The sequence below is a fragment of the Myroides sp. WP-1 genome (assembly GCF_014145635.1).
In the GTDB taxonomy this organism is placed as follows: Bacteria; Bacteroidota; Bacteroidia; order Flavobacteriales; family Flavobacteriaceae; genus Flavobacterium.
The window spans coordinates 24,133-43,463 of sequence record NZ_JACHTC010000023.1 but is presented as its reverse complement, the minus strand read 5'-3'; the positions used below and the strand labels follow the sequence as shown (position 1 = coordinate 43,463).

General features: G+C 36.0%; 15 protein-coding genes and 1 rRNA gene. 5 read left to right on the top strand and 11 right to left on the bottom strand.

What is annotated here, in order from left to right:
• The 6 genes from H4K33_RS15020 to H4K33_RS14995 form a co-directional block, all read right to left on the bottom strand.
• Window positions 1–580: ribosomal RNA gene (locus tag H4K33_RS15020) — 16S ribosomal RNA — on the bottom strand; the annotation flags it as partial.
• Window positions 581–1,292: 712 nt separating this feature from the next.
• Window positions 1,293–3,305 carry a S8 family serine peptidase gene (locus H4K33_RS15015; protein ID WP_182650441.1) on the bottom strand — a complete coding sequence of 671 codons (2,013 nt, stop codon included), beginning with the start codon at window positions 3,303–3,305 and terminating at the stop codon, window positions 1,293–1,295.
• A gap of 237 nt (window positions 3,306–3,542) precedes the next feature.
• Entirely contained in the window at window positions 3,543–5,561 is a 2,019-nt protein-coding gene (locus H4K33_RS15010; RefSeq protein ID WP_182650439.1) for a S8/S53 family peptidase, read from the bottom strand.
• Window positions 5,562–5,791: 230 nt separating this feature from the next.
• Complete coding sequence (locus tag H4K33_RS15005) at window positions 5,792–6,166, bottom strand: DUF2752 domain-containing protein (RefSeq protein ID WP_182650437.1); 375 nt, start codon at window positions 6,164–6,166, stop codon at window positions 5,792–5,794.
• A gap of 5 nt (window positions 6,167–6,171) precedes the next feature.
• Window positions 6,172–6,546, bottom strand: coding sequence for a CD225/dispanin family protein (locus tag H4K33_RS15000; protein ID WP_182650435.1), 375 nt, complete (start codon window positions 6,544–6,546; stop codon window positions 6,172–6,174).
• 40 nt (window positions 6,547–6,586) lie between these two features.
• Window positions 6,587–7,168 carry a cell wall assembly protein gene (locus H4K33_RS14995; RefSeq protein ID WP_182650433.1) on the bottom strand — a complete coding sequence of 194 codons (582 nt, stop codon included), beginning with the start codon at window positions 7,166–7,168 and terminating at the stop codon, window positions 6,587–6,589.
• Window positions 7,169–7,495: 327 nt separating this feature from the next.
• Here H4K33_RS14995 and H4K33_RS14990 point away from each other — a divergent pair, with 327 nt between their 5' ends.
• The gene (locus H4K33_RS14990; RefSeq protein WP_182650431.1) at window positions 7,496–7,918 is read left to right on the top strand and encodes an NUDIX domain-containing protein; all 423 of its coding nucleotides are present in this window, start codon (window positions 7,496–7,498) and stop codon (window positions 7,916–7,918) included.
• A gap of 21 nt (window positions 7,919–7,939) precedes the next feature.
• Here the strand turns inward: H4K33_RS14990 and H4K33_RS14985 are convergent, their stop codons facing one another.
• The gene (locus H4K33_RS14985; RefSeq protein WP_182650429.1) at window positions 7,940–8,521 is read right to left on the bottom strand and encodes an alkylphosphonate utilization protein; all 582 of its coding nucleotides are present in this window, start codon (window positions 8,519–8,521) and stop codon (window positions 7,940–7,942) included.
• A 244-nt stretch (window positions 8,522–8,765) separates the two neighbouring features.
• Here H4K33_RS14985 and H4K33_RS14980 point away from each other — a divergent pair, with 244 nt between their 5' ends.
• From H4K33_RS14980 to H4K33_RS14965, 4 genes are all read left to right on the top strand, one after another.
• A complete protein-coding gene (locus H4K33_RS14980) occupies window positions 8,766–10,433 on the top strand; it encodes a formate--tetrahydrofolate ligase (RefSeq protein ID WP_182650427.1) in 1,668 nt (555 codons plus the stop codon).
• 159 nt (window positions 10,434–10,592) lie between these two features.
• Entirely contained in the window at window positions 10,593–11,738 is a 1,146-nt protein-coding gene (locus H4K33_RS14975; protein WP_182650425.1) for an MFS transporter, read from the top strand.
• A 90-nt stretch (window positions 11,739–11,828) separates the two neighbouring features.
• The gene (locus H4K33_RS14970) at window positions 11,829–12,539 is read left to right on the top strand and encodes a MotA/TolQ/ExbB proton channel family protein (RefSeq protein ID WP_182650423.1); all 711 of its coding nucleotides are present in this window, start codon (window positions 11,829–11,831) and stop codon (window positions 12,537–12,539) included.
• Window positions 12,520–12,915, top strand: a complete 396-nt coding sequence (locus tag H4K33_RS14965; protein WP_060872976.1) for a biopolymer transporter ExbD — start codon at window positions 12,520–12,522, stop codon at window positions 12,913–12,915. The genes H4K33_RS14970 and H4K33_RS14965 overlap by 20 nt, the downstream gene beginning before the upstream one ends.
• Before the next feature lie 142 nt (window positions 12,916–13,057).
• On the opposite strand, the gene H4K33_RS14960 is transcribed toward H4K33_RS14965, so the two are convergent.
• From H4K33_RS14960 to H4K33_RS14945, 4 genes are all read right to left on the bottom strand, one after another.
• On the bottom strand, window positions 13,058–13,549 hold the full coding sequence (locus H4K33_RS14960; RefSeq protein WP_182650421.1) for a lipocalin family protein: 492 nt from the start codon (window positions 13,547–13,549) through the stop codon (window positions 13,058–13,060).
• A 463-nt stretch (window positions 13,550–14,012) separates the two neighbouring features.
• Window positions 14,013–14,963 (bottom strand): energy transducer TonB, encoded by a 951-nt coding sequence (locus H4K33_RS14955; protein WP_182650419.1) that lies wholly within the window; start codon window positions 14,961–14,963, stop codon window positions 14,013–14,015.
• A gap of 86 nt (window positions 14,964–15,049) precedes the next feature.
• Window positions 15,050–18,091 (bottom strand): SbcC/MukB-like Walker B domain-containing protein, encoded by a 3,042-nt coding sequence (locus tag H4K33_RS14950; protein WP_182650416.1) that lies wholly within the window; start codon window positions 18,089–18,091, stop codon window positions 15,050–15,052.
• Between the two features lie 7 nt (window positions 18,092–18,098).
• Complete coding sequence (locus H4K33_RS14945) at window positions 18,099–19,313, bottom strand: exonuclease subunit SbcD (RefSeq protein WP_182650414.1); 1,215 nt, start codon at window positions 19,311–19,313, stop codon at window positions 18,099–18,101.
• Between the last annotated feature and the right edge of the window lie 18 nt (window positions 19,314–19,331).

Below are 19,331 nucleotides of genomic sequence, written 5' to 3'. Positions count from 1 at the left end.
AACCGCCTACGAACCCTTTAAACCCAATAATTCCGGATAACGCTCGGATCCTCCGTATTACCGCGGCTGCTGGCACGGAGTTAGCCGATCCTTATTCTTACGGTACCGTCAAATAATTACACGTAATCACATTTCTTCCCGTACAAAAGCAGTTTACAATCCATAGGACCGTCATCCTGCACGCGGCATGGCTGGTTCAGAGTTGCCTCCATTGACCAATATTCCTCACTGCTGCCTCCCGTAGGAGTCTGGTCCGTGTCTCAGTACCAGTGTGGGGGATCTCCCTCTCAGGACCCCTAATCATCGTCGCCTTGGTATGCCGTTACCACACCAACTAGCTAATGATACGCATGCCCATCTTTTACCGATAAATCTTTATTATAAAAGTGATGCCACTCTTATAAACCATGGAGCATTAATCCGAATTTCTCCGGGCTATTCCCCTGTAAAAGGTAGGTTGCATACGCGTTACTCACCCATCCGCCGGTCTCTAGAAAGCAAGCTCTCTATACCCCTCGACTTGCATGTGTTAGGCCTGCCGCTAGCGTTCATCCTGAGCCAGGATCAAACTCTTCATCGTATATTTTTAATATTGTAAAAAGTTAGCTAGTTTATTTCGTGATCCTAAAATCACCTTACTCTCTTTTTTCGTATGCTGTTGTCCAATATGTCTATGATCGTTTCTAATCTCACTTGTTTTTCAAAGCGAGTGCAAAAGTAAAAAACTTTTCTGAATTAGCAAAATGTTTTTGAAAAAATATTTTTTTTCTTTTCGCTAATCCCCAACCTTTACTGAAGCGGACTGCAAAGATAAGACTCTTTATTCCGATTATCCAAATTTATTTTTTAAAAATATTTTTGAAACAATCGTAAGTCTTTTTCTGTGCTTTTCTATGAACGTCTGCTTGTTTAATGCGGATGCAAAAGTAGTACCTTTTTCGCCACTTCCAAATTATTTCAAACCTTTTTTTTAAAGTATTTTCAAAGTTTTTCGCAACTCGCTTGTAGTACGGGTGTTAGATGTGAAAGTTTTTGTTTGTCGTTTGTCGTTTGTTTTTTGTTGAGAAGATTCTCGTTGAAAAACAACCGTCCTTATTTAGGAATATTCAGTTATCTGTTATCTGTAATCGGTAGACTTTTAATTTTTGTTCGTTGTTCGTTGTTCGTTGGGGGTTATCACTGATCTGTTATGAGGTATCGGTGGATTGTCCAGAAATAGAAAGCCCTTTCTTTAAACGATAATCTTTTACAAACAACAAACAATAAAAAAGGAGAGCAATGCTCTCCTTTTATTATTTCTTCACAATGCGCTCTGTCTTTTCAAAGCCGTTGCCTTTTACTTTCACAATATAAACTCCAGATGGGAGTCCTTTCAGATCCAATTCTACTTGGTTTGTGTTTATCGTTGTAATATAGTGAACACGTCGACCACTCAAATCAAACAACTCTATAGAAGCTCCGTTTAGTTCCGCTTCTTCTGGAATTGTAATATTCAATGTTTCCACTACTGGATTAGGCCATATCGAAAATAGCGATTCATCAATTTTAAATTCTTCTGTAGATAAAGTATCAAAATTACCAGTACTTACAAGAAGTGAATACTCTTGTTTTCCGTCTTGTAAATTTCCTTTATGGGATACTACAATTCTATACGTTCCTGCTTCTGCTAGTTCTATCTCCACTTTTTCCACATTATCAACATCGTTATCTCCTTTTAAAGCAATTAGATTAGTAAAATCTTTATTTAGCTTCCAAGGGTAGAACGTTTCACCACTTTTATATACACGCAAATCTAAATCGTTTACCAAAGAAGGATTTTCTTTTGCATAGTCTTCATCATAATTATCATCGCTAAACACTCCTTCCGGATCTGTCCAAGTTAGTGTTGCAATAAATTTCCCACCACCTTCTGGAACGACAAACGTCTTTTCGTGACTTGCCCCTTGCGTTAACTCACTTTCTTCCATCAAAACTTCGCCGTCTCGATTCCCCAAAAGCACTTGCACTCCTGCTTTCGCATTGATCAATCCCCATCCAAATTTGTGATCTGGTCCTGGAGCTGCTCCTGCTTCGCTAGCTGTATGAGCCATTAAAGCGCGAATTGTTGCAGATTTCAAAGGCATCTCTCTATTTTCCATTGCCCATTGTTGCCACAAAGCAATAATACCCGTAACAGCAGGTGCCGCCATAGAGGTTCCATCCTCAGTTAGGTACAATCCAGTTTTAGGTGAGCTCGTCACTGGAGTTGGCAATACATAATTAGCAGAAAACACCGCAGTTCCTTTAGCAGAAATATCAGGTTTAATTCGAAAATCATTCGTTGGTCCAAAATTACTATATTCTGACATAGTAATACTTTCAGGTCCACTATATGGTCCATTATCATCCACAGCAGCAACAACGATTGCATTTTTAGCAACAGCGCTCCCCAACAATAAATCGGCTTCCATTTTTGATGGATTTATTATATCATATGACTCTCTATCATTTCCTGCAGCAATTACAGGTTGATAATATTTAAACGTGTGTGCAATTTGGTCATACAAGCTACTATCCTCGTCGTAGCTTCCAAAAAAATCCTCCTCTACGGCTGCTTCGTCATTTTCATCGACAGCCGCTGGTCCATAAGAGTGATTAGAAACCAACAACACATCTTCTAGGGCAGCTCTAAGCATTTCATCAAAATCATTTTCCATATTGTAACTTAAGATAGTCACTGCCGGAGCCATGCCTTTCGCTTCCGGATTAACTCCTTTTGCTCCTATTGTTCCAGCACAATGAGAAGCATGAGATACCCCTATCTCATATTCCTTTAGTTCTTCATTACTCATTTCCTCCAAAGCGGGCACTATGTCTCTACGTATTACTCGGCTTCCCCTTTGTTCATCTTGAAATTCCACATGAGAATCCAATGCAACATTAGAATCCCACAATCCAACAACCACGCCTTTGCCATCGAGATTCAATCCTAAGCTTCCTCCTGGTGCAATATCAGTGACGCCTGACAACCTTCTCCCCCCAGCATTTCGTGAAACATAGTATACAAAGTCTCCTTTTTTATCAATTCCTTTTAACGTATAGATATTTCCTTTTTTATCAATTGCTTTAATTGCTTTTTTCATTTGCTTTGCCTTCTCCAATGCCAACTCACGCGCTAAAGTAACCTGATTTACCATACGTCTAAGTTCGCTTATCTTTTTCTGCTCGTAGGTAACCATAACTTTCTTCTTATATGTAGGAGTCTGAGCAGCTAAAGTCCCTCCCCACAAGGCCAATAGGATAAATAATAAAGTATTTTTTTTCATACGCTAATCTATTTATGATCAAATTTTATTTTACAATCAAATCTAACCACATATTAACAAATACTTCAACAATTTAACTTAAAAAGCTATAATACACAATATGTATCAAAACAAAACAAAAACAATTCGCAAGATCACTATTTATAGCGAACAATTTTTGTAAGTTTAAATTCACTATATAAATACATGCCTTCGTATCAAAAAAAAGAGGGTGACCTTTTGGGACACCCTCTTTTGTTATTTCTTCACAATGCGCTCTGTCTTTTCAAAGCCGTTGCCTTTTACTTTCACAATATAAACTCCAGATGAGAGTCCTTTCAGATCTAACTCTACTTGGTTTGTGTTTATCGTTGAAATATAGTGAACACGTCGACCACTCAGATCAAACAACTCTATAGAAGCTCCGTTTAGTTCCGCTTCTTCTGGAATTGTAATATTCAATGTTTCCACTACTGGATTAGGCCATACTGCAAATAGCGATTCATCAATTTTAAATTCTTCTGTAGATAAATTGTCAAAATCACTGCGACTCATAATTAACGAGTACTCTTGTTTCCCTCCTTGTAAGTTCCCTTTATGTGTAACTTTAACTACATAAGTTCCTGTTTCTGCAGCATCGATTTCAATTTTCTCTATGTTGTCTACATCATTATCTCCTTTTAATGCCACTAGATTATTAAAATCTTTATTCAATTTCCAAGGTAAAAACTCTTCTCCATCTTTATAAACACGTACATCTAAATCATTAACCAAAGACGGGTTGTTTTTTGCATAATTTTCGTCGAAATTATTATCAGAATATCTTCCTGCTGGATCTGTCCACGCAATAGTTACTAAGATTTTAACTCCACTATCACTAACATTAAACTGTTTCTCATAAGTTTGTCCTTGTGTTAATTCATTTTCCTCTAACACAACACCACTGACTTTGCTTCCTTCAAGAATTTGAACTCCAGCTTTCGCATTGATCAATCCCCATCCAAATTTGTGATCTGGTCCTGGAGCTGTTCCTGCTTCGCTAGCTGTATGAGCCATTAAAGCGCGAATTGTTGCAGATTTCAAAGGCATTTCTCTGTTTTCCATTGCCCATTGTTGCCACAAAGTAATAATACCTGTAACAGCAGGTGCTGCCATTGAAGTACCATCCATGCCAATGTATCTTGTATTATTAGGAGCACCTGTTACAGGTACTGGTAAAGTATAATTTGTAGAGAATACTCGAACTCCTTTTGCAGAGATATCTGGTTTGATACGAAAATCATTGGTTGGTCCGAAATTACTAAATGTAGACATACGCACACTAGATGGTCCTGTATACAAATCTACTTGTTCTACAGCTGCCACTACAACCACGTTTTTCGAAACTCCAGTTCCTGTCAACAAATCATTTCCGTTTTTCGAACGGTTAATAATTCTATAGTAATCTCTATCATTTCCTGCAGCAACGACTGGTTGATAGTATTTATAGCGAAAAGTAATTTGATCAAAACCAATACTTTCTTCCATGTAGGTTCCGAAAATTTCAGGAGCAAAAACTGCATTTCCAAAATCATCGATGGCAGCAAAACCATAGGAGTGATTAGAAGCCAACAATCCATCTTGTTGAGCTGCTCTACTCATTTCTACCGCATCATTCTCCCAATCATAGCTCAAGATTGTTGCAGCTGGCGCCATTCCTTTGGCATTCGCATTAATTCCTGTAGCACCGATTGTTCCAGAAACGTGTGTAGCATGAGAACGCCCTTCTTCAAAGTATAAACGTTCATCTTGCGACATGTTTTGTAAATTTTTCAAGTTATCTCTCAACACCATTCTACTTCCTCCATTTGCACCACCTTGAAATTCAACATGCGTATTTAAGGCAGGTTCTCCATCCCAAACCGCAACTGTCATATTTCTTCCGTCAAGATTTAATCCAAGACTTCCTCCTGGTGCAACATCATTTACGTTTGCCGTCTTTCTACTTCCTGCATTACTAGTCATGTAATAAATATAATTTCCTCTATCATCTATGCGTTGTAATGAGAAAACTCTTCCATCTTTAGTAACTCCCGAAGTAGGCTTACCACTTTCTTTAGCTGCTTTAAATGCAACTTCACGTGCTAAAACGCGTTTTTTCTCTAACGATTGAAATTCTTCTACTTTCGTTTGATCATAAGTAGCTGTGATTTTCTTTCTCATTTGAGGAGTTTGGGCATTCGCGCTTACTCCCCATAGAGTTAATAAGCTGAATAACAACAAAGTATTTTTTTTCATAAAGGGTGTGTTTTTTAATTGTCTTTTTGGGATGTGAAAGTTAAGCATAATACATTAATTCCATCTTAATTTTAACTAAAAATAGCGAAAACTTATTTTTTTATAAAAAAACAAAAAACACATAGGTTCATTTTGTAATAAAAACGAGAAAAGTTCAATTTTTTTTATTGATAAAAAAGAAAGATTGACAAGGTTCATAAAAAAAGGTTTGAATGTTTCCATTCAAACCTTTATAAATTTCTTATAATAAAAAACAAGAGAATCAAACTTATAAAGCTTATGACAAACCAATTGGCAAAGCCAAATCGTTGTTTAAAAACCTTATTTTTAATCAAGTACGTTTCAACGAAGAGTATGTAGATATAACCTAAAACTCCCAGATATACGTAAATGAGTTGATTGAAATAAAACGCTTGTTTCAGTTTTCCTTTGAGTAGCGCATCAATGGCTCTTTGTCCACCGCAACCGGGGCAATCAAGACCTGTATAATCTTTAATTGAACAAGTTACAGTTATAGGAAAGCTATTGAACCCATTTCTTACTATTACTCCTACAAGAAGAGGTACTACAAGATAACAGAGGATTCGATATACTATCCGCATCATTGCTTTTACATTCCTCCAGCTCCTTGTCTCATTCCTTCTTCAAACATTTCCATATAGGCATCCCATCCGCCAATAGCCTGAATACTGAACCAAGAATAAATAAAACTAAGTATTACTGTAGCTAATACAATAAGGCTTAATATTTTTGCTGTTTTAGCTGCTTTTACAGCTCCTTCATAATCTCCTTTATCATATTTTGAACCTGATTGAGCTGACATAACAATCGCTACGATTCCTAAGATCAAACCAATACATGAACAAAATCCCAAAATTGTTGAGATAATTGACAAGGCTAAATAATTATTTGGTTTAGCTGGCATTTGATTTTGTGCTTGCGTTGAGAAAGCATCAAAATTCTGTTCGAAGTTATTTTGTTCCATTTCTTAAAATTTTAACGCAATATACTACTATTTCGCTTTATTATATAAAGCGTTTGATATATTGTTCTAATTTTTCTTGATAAGCTACTTGTGCTTTGTCTACAATGGCGTCTACACCATCAATTGTCAATACTGGTTTTAATTTAGCATCTGAGCGCAACCAGTCTAAGTATTCCATATTAAATTCAGCTGCGACAAACTCGCCTTCTTCTTCTAACACTTCTTTATCTTGAAAATAAAATTCATCTTCATATACCACTGCTTCAACGTCATAAGCAGCAATTTGCAATAATTCTTGGATATTTCGAGCAACAACAAAAATCCCTCCTTCATCGCCAAAAGCGACAATTGGAGCATTGGTTAAATCCTCAATTTCTGTGTTTTCAATCCAAAAAGCATAAATACTTCCTGAACTATTTGCTTCCGCAAAAGGAATAAATGCCTTTAGAAAAGCTTCATCTGTTGAGTAATTCTCAATTAATGAAGTTTCTTCCGTCATTAAATAAATTGCATTTGAATAATAAGATGGAATATTTTCTGATACTTGAAACTCTAATAAGTTCTTTAATTCCTTAGGAATTTTGTATCCTTTAAATAATGCAGTAAATTCTTGTTTTACCATTGTACTGTTCATTTTTGCCTTGGATAGAGGCTCTATTTTCAACTTAAATTAAAATTAAATGATACAAGATTCTTCTCTTATCTTGAACCTTGCTTTGATCGAATAAAGATAAAATTTTTTCTTTTACAAAAAACAATTCTGTAAACATTCTTATTTTTTTCTTTGATCATACCATAAAATTATGATTTACAATCAAAAAAAACGCATACATCGTGTATTTTAACAAATCAAAAGTCAGTATTTATCATTTAAGTTTACTAAACCTCATTTTCATTTTTACTTCTTATTGGGTAAAATCCTTTATTTTTGAGATCTAAAACCTGTTTTATGTCTAAACCACAGACCTTATATTTAGCTTCTGCATTGATCACCAATGAAGCAGGATCGCTATTAACGGTTCGCAAAAAGGGGTCTATATACTATATGATGGCAGGGGGAAAGATTGAGCCTGGCGAAACACCTATAGAAGCCTTACAACGGGAATTAAAGGAAGAACTGGATTTAGCGATTGAATCACATCTTATACATCATTTAGGCACGCATCAAACGCAAGCTGTAAATGAGGCCAACACAATTGTTCACGCTACCATTTATCATCTTAAGCTTGTAAATCCAATACTTGTTCCCCATGCTGAGCTGGAAGAAATCAGATGGTTAACCTATGATACGTATCAACAGGTTCCCTTAGCGCATTTGTTAGAAGAATTTAGTATCCCTATTTGGTTACAAAACAAAAAATCTCAGCTATAGCTGAGATTTTTTTATGATTTACTACCCTTGTTTCTTCACGTATTTCGTAAGAATCACGATCATTTGTCCATCGACCTTACCTTCTATATATTCTACATTATTCGGATCTAAGCGAATATTGCGAACAGCCGTACCGATTTTAGCATTTAATGAAGATCCTTTTACATCAAGATCTTTAATTAAGGTAACCGTATCTCCTGCGGATAGAATATTTCCATTGCTGTCTTTGTGCAATTCAACTGAGCCATCTCCTGTATGATCACCTGTTGCTTTAGCAAATTCCATTAATTCATCATCCAAATACATCATTTCTAAATTATCCGCTGCCCAACTTTCTTGTCTAAAGCGATTCAACATACGCCAAGCAACAACTTGTACTGCAGGAACCTCACTCCACATAGATGTAGTTAAACACTGCCAATGGTTACTATCTAACTCTTGTCTTTTTTCAATCTGATCCAAACAAGTTTCACAAATATAAATTTCTTTATCTGCCTCATTAGCAGCTACAGGCGGAACTTCATAAACCTTTAATTGTCCAGTAGATTCACATAGTTCACATTTATTTCCACTTCTGTCTTTTAACTCCGCTTCTGTTTTCATAATACTTATAGAATATAATTTAAAAGTGCAAATATAACTTTAAAAATCTATTTATAAAAAACAATAAAACACCTTCTCTTTAAAAGTAAATACACAGATATGGTAAGAATTTAGCAAATTAAATATTATCTACTCCACTTGACGTTAACTATCCCTTTTTGCCTTCATTTTGTGTTCGTCGAGTACGAAAATATTTTGCTAAAAAGATGTAACTTTACTCCTTAACAACACATTTATATATACGATGAAAACAGATATTGAAATCGCAAGAGAAAGTGAATTAAAAAACATTTACGAAATTGCCCAAAATATCCAATTGTCAGAAGAGTATGTTATTCCTTATGGCAAAAATATGGCAAAGGTTGTGTTAGAAGCACAACAGCCAGAACAACAACAAAAATCCAATTTAATTTTAGTCACTTCAATTACTCCTACCAAAGCGGGAATTGGAAAGACTACTGTATCTATTGGTTTGGCACTTGGTTTAAATAAAATAGGAAAAAATGCAGTTGTTGCCTTGCGAGAACCTTCATTAGGTCCGTGTTTTGGTATGAAAGGTGGAGCTGCAGGTGGAGGATACGCACAGGTTTTACCCATGGAAAACATCAACTTACACTTTACAGGAGATTTTCATGCGATTACTTCAGCACACAATACCTTAAGTGCTTTATTGGATAACTATATCTATCAAAATAGAGCAGAATCTAATGGTCTTAAGGAAGTTTTATGGAAACGCGTATTGGATGTCAATGACCGCAGTTTACGTTATATCACAACAGGTTTAAGAGGAAGTGCAAATGGCATTCCACAAGAAAGCGGTTTTGATATTACACCTGCCTCTGAAATCATGGCCATCATGTGTTTAGCTACTGATATTGATGATCTGCGCAGACGCATTGAAAATATTTTATTGGGATATCGCCATGACGGTAGTCCATTTACAGTAAAAGAATTAGGTGTGGCTGGGGCTATTACGGTTTTATTAAAAGATGCATTGAATCCAAACTTAGTGCAAACTACCGAAAATACGGCTGCTTTTATTCACGGAGGTCCTTTTGCAAATATTGCCCATGGCTGTAATTCTGTTATCGCTACAAAAATGGCCATGAGTTACGGTGATTATGTCATTACTGAAGCTGGTTTTGGCGCAGATTTAGGAGCGGAGAAATTCTTTGACATCAAATGTAGAAAATCTGGGTTACAACCGAAGTTAACTGTTGTAGTTGCAACTGCACAAGGTTTAAAAATGCATGGTGGTGTTGCGCTAGAAAATATTAAATCCCAAAATATAGAGGGAATTAAAAAAGGACTAGAGAACTTACAAAAACACGTGGAGAACTTACAATCTTTTGGTCAAAGTATTGTGGTAGCTTTCAACAAATATGCAACTGATAGTATCGAAGAGATTCAACTAGTAGAAAATTACTGTCGTGCTAATGGCTTGGGGTTTGCCGTAAATAATGCCTTTGTTGAAGGAGGTACGGGAGCAATAGCACTGGCTAATGAAGTAGTACAGATGATTGAGAATAACCCTAGTAAATCTTTACAATTCCCTTATTCGGATGCTATGTCAATTGCAGACAAAGTAAAAGCTGTTGCAACTAAAATATACGGGGCAACAGAAGTTACTTTTAGTCCTACTGCGCAGAAAAAGTTAAATCAAATTAAAGCAACAGCAATGGATCAATTTCCAGTTTGCATTGCAAAAACACAATATTCATTCTCTGCTGATGCCAACGCATACGGTGTAGCAAAAGACTTCACTATAGCCATTAATGATATTGTTATTAATAATGGCGCTGAGTTTATTGTCGCTATAGCAGGTGACATCATGCGTATGCCAGGACTTCCCAAAGTTCCACAGGCAACAAAAATTGATTTAGTAGATGGTTTAGTAGAAGGTCTAAGCTAACTTCGAGTAAATTATTAAACGATATAAAAAGCGAAAAATTAAATTTTTCGCTTTTTTTAATATCCTGTTTTATTAACAACAGAATTCGGTATAAGCCCTTCTTCTTTTTTATACCTTTGCCCTTTAAAACAAGCAAATTTTCAATTTTAATCCTAGCATATGTCTAAACACATCGCTCGAATTGCCGTTACGGTTTTATTCTTCTTTTTTGGCGGTATATCTGCTTCTTGGGCTTCTCGAATTCCTACGATTAAAGAATATTTTGGAGTTAATGATTCTGCTTGGGGATTTGTCTTACTTTATATTTCTATTGGAACTTTAATTTCTTTGCCGTTTGCGGGATCTATTATTGCGAAGATGGGAAGCAAGCGATCTACGTTGTACTTTTTACTTTGTTATTTTGTACTTTTAGTAGGTATCGGGTATTGGGATATTCTTTGGCAGTTAAAAATCAATCTAGTCCTGTTTGGGGTTTGCAGTAATCTGACCAATATTTCCATCAATACGCAAGCGATCAATGTATCCAAACAATATAAGGGACAAATCATAGGTTCGCTGCACGGTACGTGGAGTATTGGAGGGTTTGCCGCTTCTTGGCTGGGCGCTGAAATGATTAGTAGTTATGTTCCTCCATTAGACCATTTCATTTACTTTTCATCTGTTGGGATTGTAGCAGCTCTCTTTATGTTTAGATTCTTAGTTGCAGATACAACTCCACCCGTTAAAAAAGAAGGAGGCAAAACATGGGTTTGGCCCGATAAGAATTTAGCTATTTTAGGATTACTGGCCTTTTTTTCGATGGTTACGGAAGGTACAATGACTGATTGGTCAAGTGAATATATGAAACACATTGCTCTTGCTCCCATTGAATTAGTAGGCTATGGTTTAACGGCTTATATGTTTACCATGGCAAGTGGTCGATTCATTTCAGATTATACCGTTCGAAAATATGGAGAACGCAAAACGCTCTCTGTATGTGGTTTTTTGATTTTTATTGGTTTGGGGGCAGCGGTATTATACCCTCATGTTTATACGACTATTGCCTCTTTTATGATCGTTGGTTTTGGTGTTTCAGCCGTAGTTCCTATGGTATATCACCTCGCAGGGCACAGTAAAACAATGCCTCCACAACAAGCCTTAACCTTAGTAACGAGTATTGGATTTATTGGGTTCTTTTTAGGTCCGCCGGTCATTGGATTTATTGCCCAACAAGCTTCTTTACAAATGGCTTTTGCTATCATTGCTTTTTTTGGATTATCTATTACACTTTTAAACCGATTCCTCGTATTAGACAGTTCAAACTAATTTTATATATTCTCTAACAATTGAATGACGGATCCTCATCCAATTGTTCATTTTTATTTTTATATTTGATCATATTTTAAACTATCATTAATGTTTACATTTTTGCAAACTTCACCCGATGCAATTACTACTGCAGTCACTGATTTGAACGAAGTAGTAACACAAGAAAGTCAAATTTCAGCTTTAGATTTTGTTATGAAAGGAGGAATCTTTATGATTCCGATCATCCTTTTATTTATCTACACGATTTATTTATCGATAGAGCGTTATCTATACATTAGAAAACAGACAAAATATGATGCTACTGTCCTTCCAAATACGCTCAACCTATTGGAAAAAGGTCAGATGGACTCTGTAGATTTAACATTGTCTAGGGATAACAATTCTTATACGAAGGTAATTTTAGAAGGGACACACTCTATCGGAAGACCTATTACGGAGATTGAAGGAAATATGGAGCGCCTAGCGAATATTGAAATTGGAAAAATGGAGAAAAAAATGAGCCACCTTGGATTGATTGCAGGTATTGCACCAACATTAGGTTTCGTTGGAACGATTTTAGGGGTTATTCGTATTTTCTACAATATTAGTATTTCAGAGGATATCAGTATTGCAAATATTTCTGGAGGACTTTATGAAAAGATGATTAGTAGTGGTTCTGGTTTGGTTGTGGGTATTATCGCGTATGCAGCTTACCACTTATTGAATACATCTATTGATAATTATTTGTTGAACACGCAACAAACGATTTTAGATTTTATTAATGCAATTCAACGACCAAATGGCAATCAAAAGAAATAAACGATTTAAAGCAGAAATCGCAACATCCTCTCTGAGTGATATTATGTTCTTCTTGCTTTTGTTTTTTCTTATTTTATCTACATTAGCCAATCCCAATGTGATAAAGATGATGCTTCCTAAAGCGGCGTCAAACGAGAAGACAAACAAGCAACATTTGACCATCTCAGTTACAGAAGACAAGCGTTTCTTCATTAATAAGACGGAAGTTCCCTATGAAGAACTGGAACAAACGTTATTAGCGGAGCTAGGCGGTAATACGGATCAATCTGTAGTTATTCGCATTCCGTTTAATTCACAGATACAAGAATTAGTAGATGTTTTACAAATTGGCGTTAAGAACAACATCAAGTTTGTAATTGCTACACAAAAGCAATAAAAAGTAGGCGTTTATCAGCTTCAAATTATTTAAACAAGAACGAGCATTTTTAGTAGTAAAAATGCTCGTTCTTTATTTTAATCCATTATTAATGCACTTTTCAAAATAGATTCATTTTGAAAAGTAATCGCTTTCTATTTTTTTATTTTCTAACAAAAACAATTTTGAAATAACCTAAAAGCGTTCCATCTACAAAGTAATCCTCCATTAAATAGACTAATTTATCTGCTGTTATTTCCTCTATTTCATACCTTTCTACCATAATAGCATCATAATCTCCATATTCAATATTCAGTATATCTTCAACAATAGTGTATTTCCCTCTATATTTGTATTCAATACAAGGAGAATCTGGCTCCATTTTATCATTAATAGTTTCAGTTACAAGCTGATCTCTAAAATTCATCATCCTATTTGGACAACCTCTAGAGTTTAGTTCCAAAACCTCAACTTCTTTTTTGTCTTTATCCAAATAGATATTTTCAGATTCTACCCATTCTCCTTTAATTGCATCTTGAAGAGATATTTGAGGGGTTGGTTTGGGATTAGAAACAGAATTGCCATCATCATTAGCACAACCAACACTACCAAAGGTCATAATAGCCGCAACTAACATCATAAAAATCTTTCTCATAATATTTATATTTTATAATTATTAACCAAAAATAAGATAATAAAAATAAAATAAACATATTAAAGATATAAATATATTATAAATTTAATAATTATTAACATAATTAATTCAAAACATCATTAATTGAGTTTTTCTTTAATTGTATAATCTCCATACGGTTTGAAATTCAGGTTTAACTTGATTTTATTTCGCTTAACTTTCCTATTTTGGGATTTAATAAAAATACCTCTACTTCTTTCCTATCAATTGTACCTTGTTTACCCTCCTAATTCAATTTTTCAATTACAACTAGCGAATCCTCTGGGTTCATATTCTATATTATCTTTTAACTCAACGCTTCTAAATAGTTTCTCCTTTAAACAACAAAGCCTTGAAGTTTGAAACTTCAAGGCTTTGTTGTTTACTTTTATTAGAGTTTTAGTGCACCTCTTTATAGAGGTAAAGATCTATTCTCCGTTGTTTATTAATTCAGTTTAAACTGATACACGATTTTTCCTATTTGTTTGGCAGGAGCTTTATCATTCGCTTGCCATTTAGTTTGCAAGGCTGCTATTTTAGCTTGTTCTAATAAACAATTTGCTGTATTGGTTGTTCCTTTTACACCTGCTCTTGCCTCTACTGTATTCCCAGCTTGATCTACCCATACTTCAACCACAACGGTTCCAATCTCATTACAAGTATACTTGGGGATTGCTTTGACTGTTGCACTTCGTCCATCTAAAGAGTATCCTATTCCGTCTCCTCTACCATCTCCATGTCCGTTTCCAACTCCTCCTCCAGATCCGCTTCCGATACCTGTTCCTGTTCCGCTTCCAACACCGCTACCGCTTCCTGTTCCCTTTCCAGTACCTGTACCGTAATATCCTCCATTTGTTGATAATCCGCCTTTTCCACTTCCTGTTGTTCCACCTCCTCCTGAGCCTGTTCCACCATTCATAAAGCTACTAATAGCATCTTTTGTGGTATTGGAAACATCAGTTTTAGCTGGCGTTGTTGCTTTTTTCTCGGTTGTTTCAACTTTCTTTTCCGTTGTTTTCTTCGCTACATTTTCCAATCGCTTTTCTTCAACTGGCTTCGTTTTCTTCGTTTCGTCTTTCTTCGTCACTACAACCGCCGTTTCTTCTCCTTTTTCATACGCCAAAACCTCTTTTTCCTCTACAGGTTCTGCCTTGGCAATTTGCTGCTCTTCTTCTACTTCTACCACTGGTTGTGAAGAAGTTGTCAAATGATCTCCAGGTGTTCCTTCTAGTGAAATAGCAACACCATCTCCGCCACCTCCGCCTCCACCAAAACTAGTGTATGACGTGTGATTATCTATAAATTTGATAAAAAATAAAAGAAGGAAAAATAAAAGGGTAATTCCCAATGTTATAACGATGGACGTCTTTTCTTCTTTTGTATATTTTACATTCATATCAACTATTCGATCCTATTAATTCGTTCATTTGTTCTAACAAATGTACTTATTTTTTTGGTTCCTATATTTTTCTTCACTTCTTTTTAAGAAGTAACTACTCTACTTCCCTTCTCTTCATCTTTCACAATAGACAAGGACAGGGGAATTCGCTCCTGTAATTCATCCACATGGGAGATAATCCCAACGATTCGATTCTCTTTGTGCAGACTACTCAACGTCTCAAATACGATATTAACTGATTCAGTATCTTGTGTCCCAAATCCTTCATCAATAAAGAAAAAGTTCTTATTTGATTTAGATAGGCTTTGCACGCTTTCGGCTAGTGCTAAAGCTAAAGATAATGATACTTGAAAACTTTGTCCGCCTGATAGCGTTTTGACACTGCGTGCTTTTCCGTTGTTCAAATAATCAATAATTTCAAATTCATTACTTTCGTTTAATTGCAAGCTCAGTTGATTATTGGTTAAACGATGAAAACGTTGGTTTGCAATTTCGCATAGATTACTCAAGTAAATACTCGAAACATAGTTAACAAAACCAGCTCCTTTAAACATATTATCCAAGAGGTTGATATTTTTTAGCCGCTTGTCCAAATGATTAAATGCTTCTAACAAGCGTTCTTTTTCTTTGTAATCTTGTTCTAAGCGCTCAATTTCACCTGCTAATTTCACTACTAAAGTCGATTGGTTCGTTACTTGCTCTTCTAATGCGTTTACTTTAGCTTCCTGTTGCTGAAAACGAGACAGATCAAAAGCTACAGATTCGAGTTTAGTTGATAATTGTGTCACTTGATTTCGCAATACTTCCAACTTTAGAATAAAGGCCTGAATACTAGCACGCGTTTCTTCGACTTGTATATTTTTAACGAGAACTGCTTCGACTTCATGTATGCTTTGGAAATTGAATTTTTTGAGTTCTCGATCCATAACAAGGGTTGTTTCTTGAAGAGCGATTGTCAGTTCTTCTACTGTGGCTTGTACATTCTTCACTTCAGTTTCTAATGAAGCTAAAACTGGTACTAGTTGTTGTAAATGTTGGGCAAGTACTTTGTACGATTGTTCTACCTCAACAATATACTTTCCTTTTCTTTGTATGTCTTGCTCCAGTACTGTCTTTTCAAGAGCTAATTTTTCACGGAGATCAATCAGGTGAATCTGCTGTACTTTACTCGCTATTTCTGCTTCTAATCTTGCTTGTTTGAGTTCGATATCTACTAATGCTTCAGTGTATTTACTTACATTATGTCTAATGCTTTCGGCGTCTTTGATTACTTGTTGTTGCTGTAATTCTGCTCTTTCTATAGCTTTATTCTGTTCAATGGCTTGTTGCTTAAACTGCTCAAGCTGTCCTTTATTGCCACATTCAACTTCATTCCAACAATATAGTTCTCGGTGTTTAACTATCAATTCACGTTTGGATTGAACTTGGAGCAGAAGCTCGTTAGCCTGTACTTGCACCAAGTGTTTTTTATCTAATAACGCCTGTATTTCTCTTTCTTTTCGATTCAAAGCCTGTTCATCCTCTTGGATCTTTTGCAATTTTGACTCTAATTCACCTATTACTTTAGATACATCTTCACCTACTAAAATAGCAGGATGCTCTAAAGCACCACACAAAGGGCAAGCTTCACCTTCATGCAAAGCTGAAGCATAATGTGACAATTGTTGCGTCACGTGTAATTGATTTATTTCTTTGGTAATCAAAGAATGAAGTTGTTGATTTAATGCTCGCTTTTCTACTAATCCAGCTTTCCATAGCTCTTCTGTTGTAAAATCAACCTGTTCTAATGCTTTATCCAAACGCAAGATCTCTTGTTGAACTTGTGTTTGTTTCTCTGCTAATTCGAGCGTACCGCGTTCTAAGTATTCAAAATCGGTAAACCATTTATCTAGCGCCATTAAACGCATCGGATCCATGCGATTCTGCTTCAATTGTAGAAGTTGTTGCTCTCCTTGTTCAATCAGGGTTTGTTGTTTCTCTAATTCACTTTTCGCTTCAACAACTACTTCCCTTCCCTTCTGTAACCGTTCTGCCAAAGCCTTTTGAGCTTGGCTAGCTTCTTGAATCGCTTGTACTACCTGTAATTCAACGAGTTCTACTTTCTCTTTTTCTATTGACTCGAACTGTTTTTCAACGGCAGTAAACTCCACTTTAATTTGGGTATACTGTTCTTGTTTGGTTTGCCATTCTTTTTTCTTTTCCAATAAACTCGCTTGTTTTTCTTCGAGCTTACTCTTTGTTTGTTGGTTTACTTGCAGTAAAGAACGGAATGTTTTATCTACTTTTTCGTATTGTGCTAATTCACGTTCTTGCTCGCGTACATTACCCGCTTGCTCTTCTACTATTTTTAACTCTTTTCGACTTTCCTCTAAGGTTTCAAAATCGCTTTTTACTGCTTTTAATTGCTGATAGAGTTCTTGTTCTTTTTTATAGGTTACGGCTAGTTGGGTTAGCTGTTGTTCTTCTTTTTTGTGTAGTGTTTTTTGTTCTTCTATTTGCTCTATGGTCAAAGGCGTAAAGCGCTGTAACTGCCCTTGTAAATGATCGAACTTTTGTCGCGTTTCACTGTATAATGCTTTGGTTTTTCCTGTTAAATCAAAACGATCTAATCCAAAAATCTCCTGCATCATCTTGGTTCTATCCTTTCCTCCTAATTCGATAAACTCTTTAAATTTACCTTGAGGGATGATAATCGTTCGCTTGAAGTTATCATAACTCAACCCAATCACACGTTCTACATCCGTATGGGATAAGGGAATCCACTGCTCCTCTTTCCATTGATACAAAATAGCATCTCCTCGTTTTACATCGTCAAAACGTTTAGAATTTCGTCTAAACTCTCTGTAAATGCGATATTTTTCTTCTTTAAAATTAAAAAACTCAAAATCAATCGACATGCGATCTGATTTTAGGTTCATCATATTATATGCGCGATTATCTCGGGCATTGAGCCGTTCACTCTCGCCGTATAATCCAAAGGAAATGGCCTCTAAAATAGAAGATTTACCTGATCCTACTTTTCCAAAAATCCCAAATAAGCCCGCTTGAATTAACTGGGTAAAATCAATCACTTGCTTGTCTTGGTAGGAATAAAAACCTTCTAAAGCTAATTGTATAGGTATCATGGTAACGTTAGTTTATAATTTCTTTGAACAGATCCATCACTTCTTCATTAGGTTCTTGTCCGTTGTTTTTTTGTTTAAAGTAATCGACAAAAAGACCTTGAATATCTTGCTCTAAATTCACTTGGTGTTTTTTTGTTGCATCCGGATTGGTGAGATTTACTAGGGGGATAACGGTTATAATTCCGTCGTGTGCTTGGTAAATACGCTTCATGTCATCTGCTTTTAAGAACGTCTCACTCACTAAGGTTAACTCAACCAAATGATGTGGATGTTGTTGCAACCAGTTGACAGCATCTTCAACGTTATCAAATTTTTTCCGAGTTAAAGGGCGTCCCTTTGTCAATGTTATTTTTTGATATGTTGCGGGTATGTTGGGTTCCATCTCCACTAGCATCACATACTTTTCTTGCCCTGCTTCGCTAAAGCTATAACAAAGGGGGCTACCTGCATAAACGACAGGGCGTTCTGCTTCTCCTATTTGATGGGCGCGATGTAAGTGTCCTAAAGCTGTATATTGGATTTGTGCAGGGATACTATCACTGTAAATCAAATCTGCATTTCCAATTTTCAAGGGTTTCTCCCCATCGGGTTCTTCGAGTTCTTCTCCTCCTTTTTTCATCATATACAAATGTGAAACGAGCATATTAACTCCCTGTTCATCACAAAATTCTTGTGCGAGATGTTCCCAATTGGATTGTAAAACCTCACTTAAAGCGGTTGTTTTATCCGCTACATTCAGTGCTTTTTTTAAGCGTACTTCATTAGCATAAGGCGTGTGAATAATCCGAATGGGAAAAGGAATGTGAGCCAATTGAAGTTCTACAAATCCTTCTACTGACTTTGTTAAAGTATAATACTCGTTGTCTTCTAGCGGTTGAACCACCGTGTTAGGTAGTCCAATAAGGAGAATTCCACTCGCTCGTGCCAAAGGATCTGGCGCATCAATTCGCTCCGGACTGTCGTGATTTCCTGCTATTGCCAAAACAGGACGACATCCATTTTGCGTTAACCGACGCAAGGTGCGATAAAACAAGTCTTCGGCCTCTGTTGGAGGATTAAATGCGTCAAATAGATCTCCTGCAATTACGATAATATCCGCTTGTTGTTCTTCTGCAAGAACACAAATTTCATCAAGTACTGCGCGCTGTTCTTCTATACGCGAAAAATTGTCTAATCGCTTTCCTAAATGCCAATCTGCTGTATGTAGTATCTTAACTTTCATGCTCCCTTCGTGTTTACC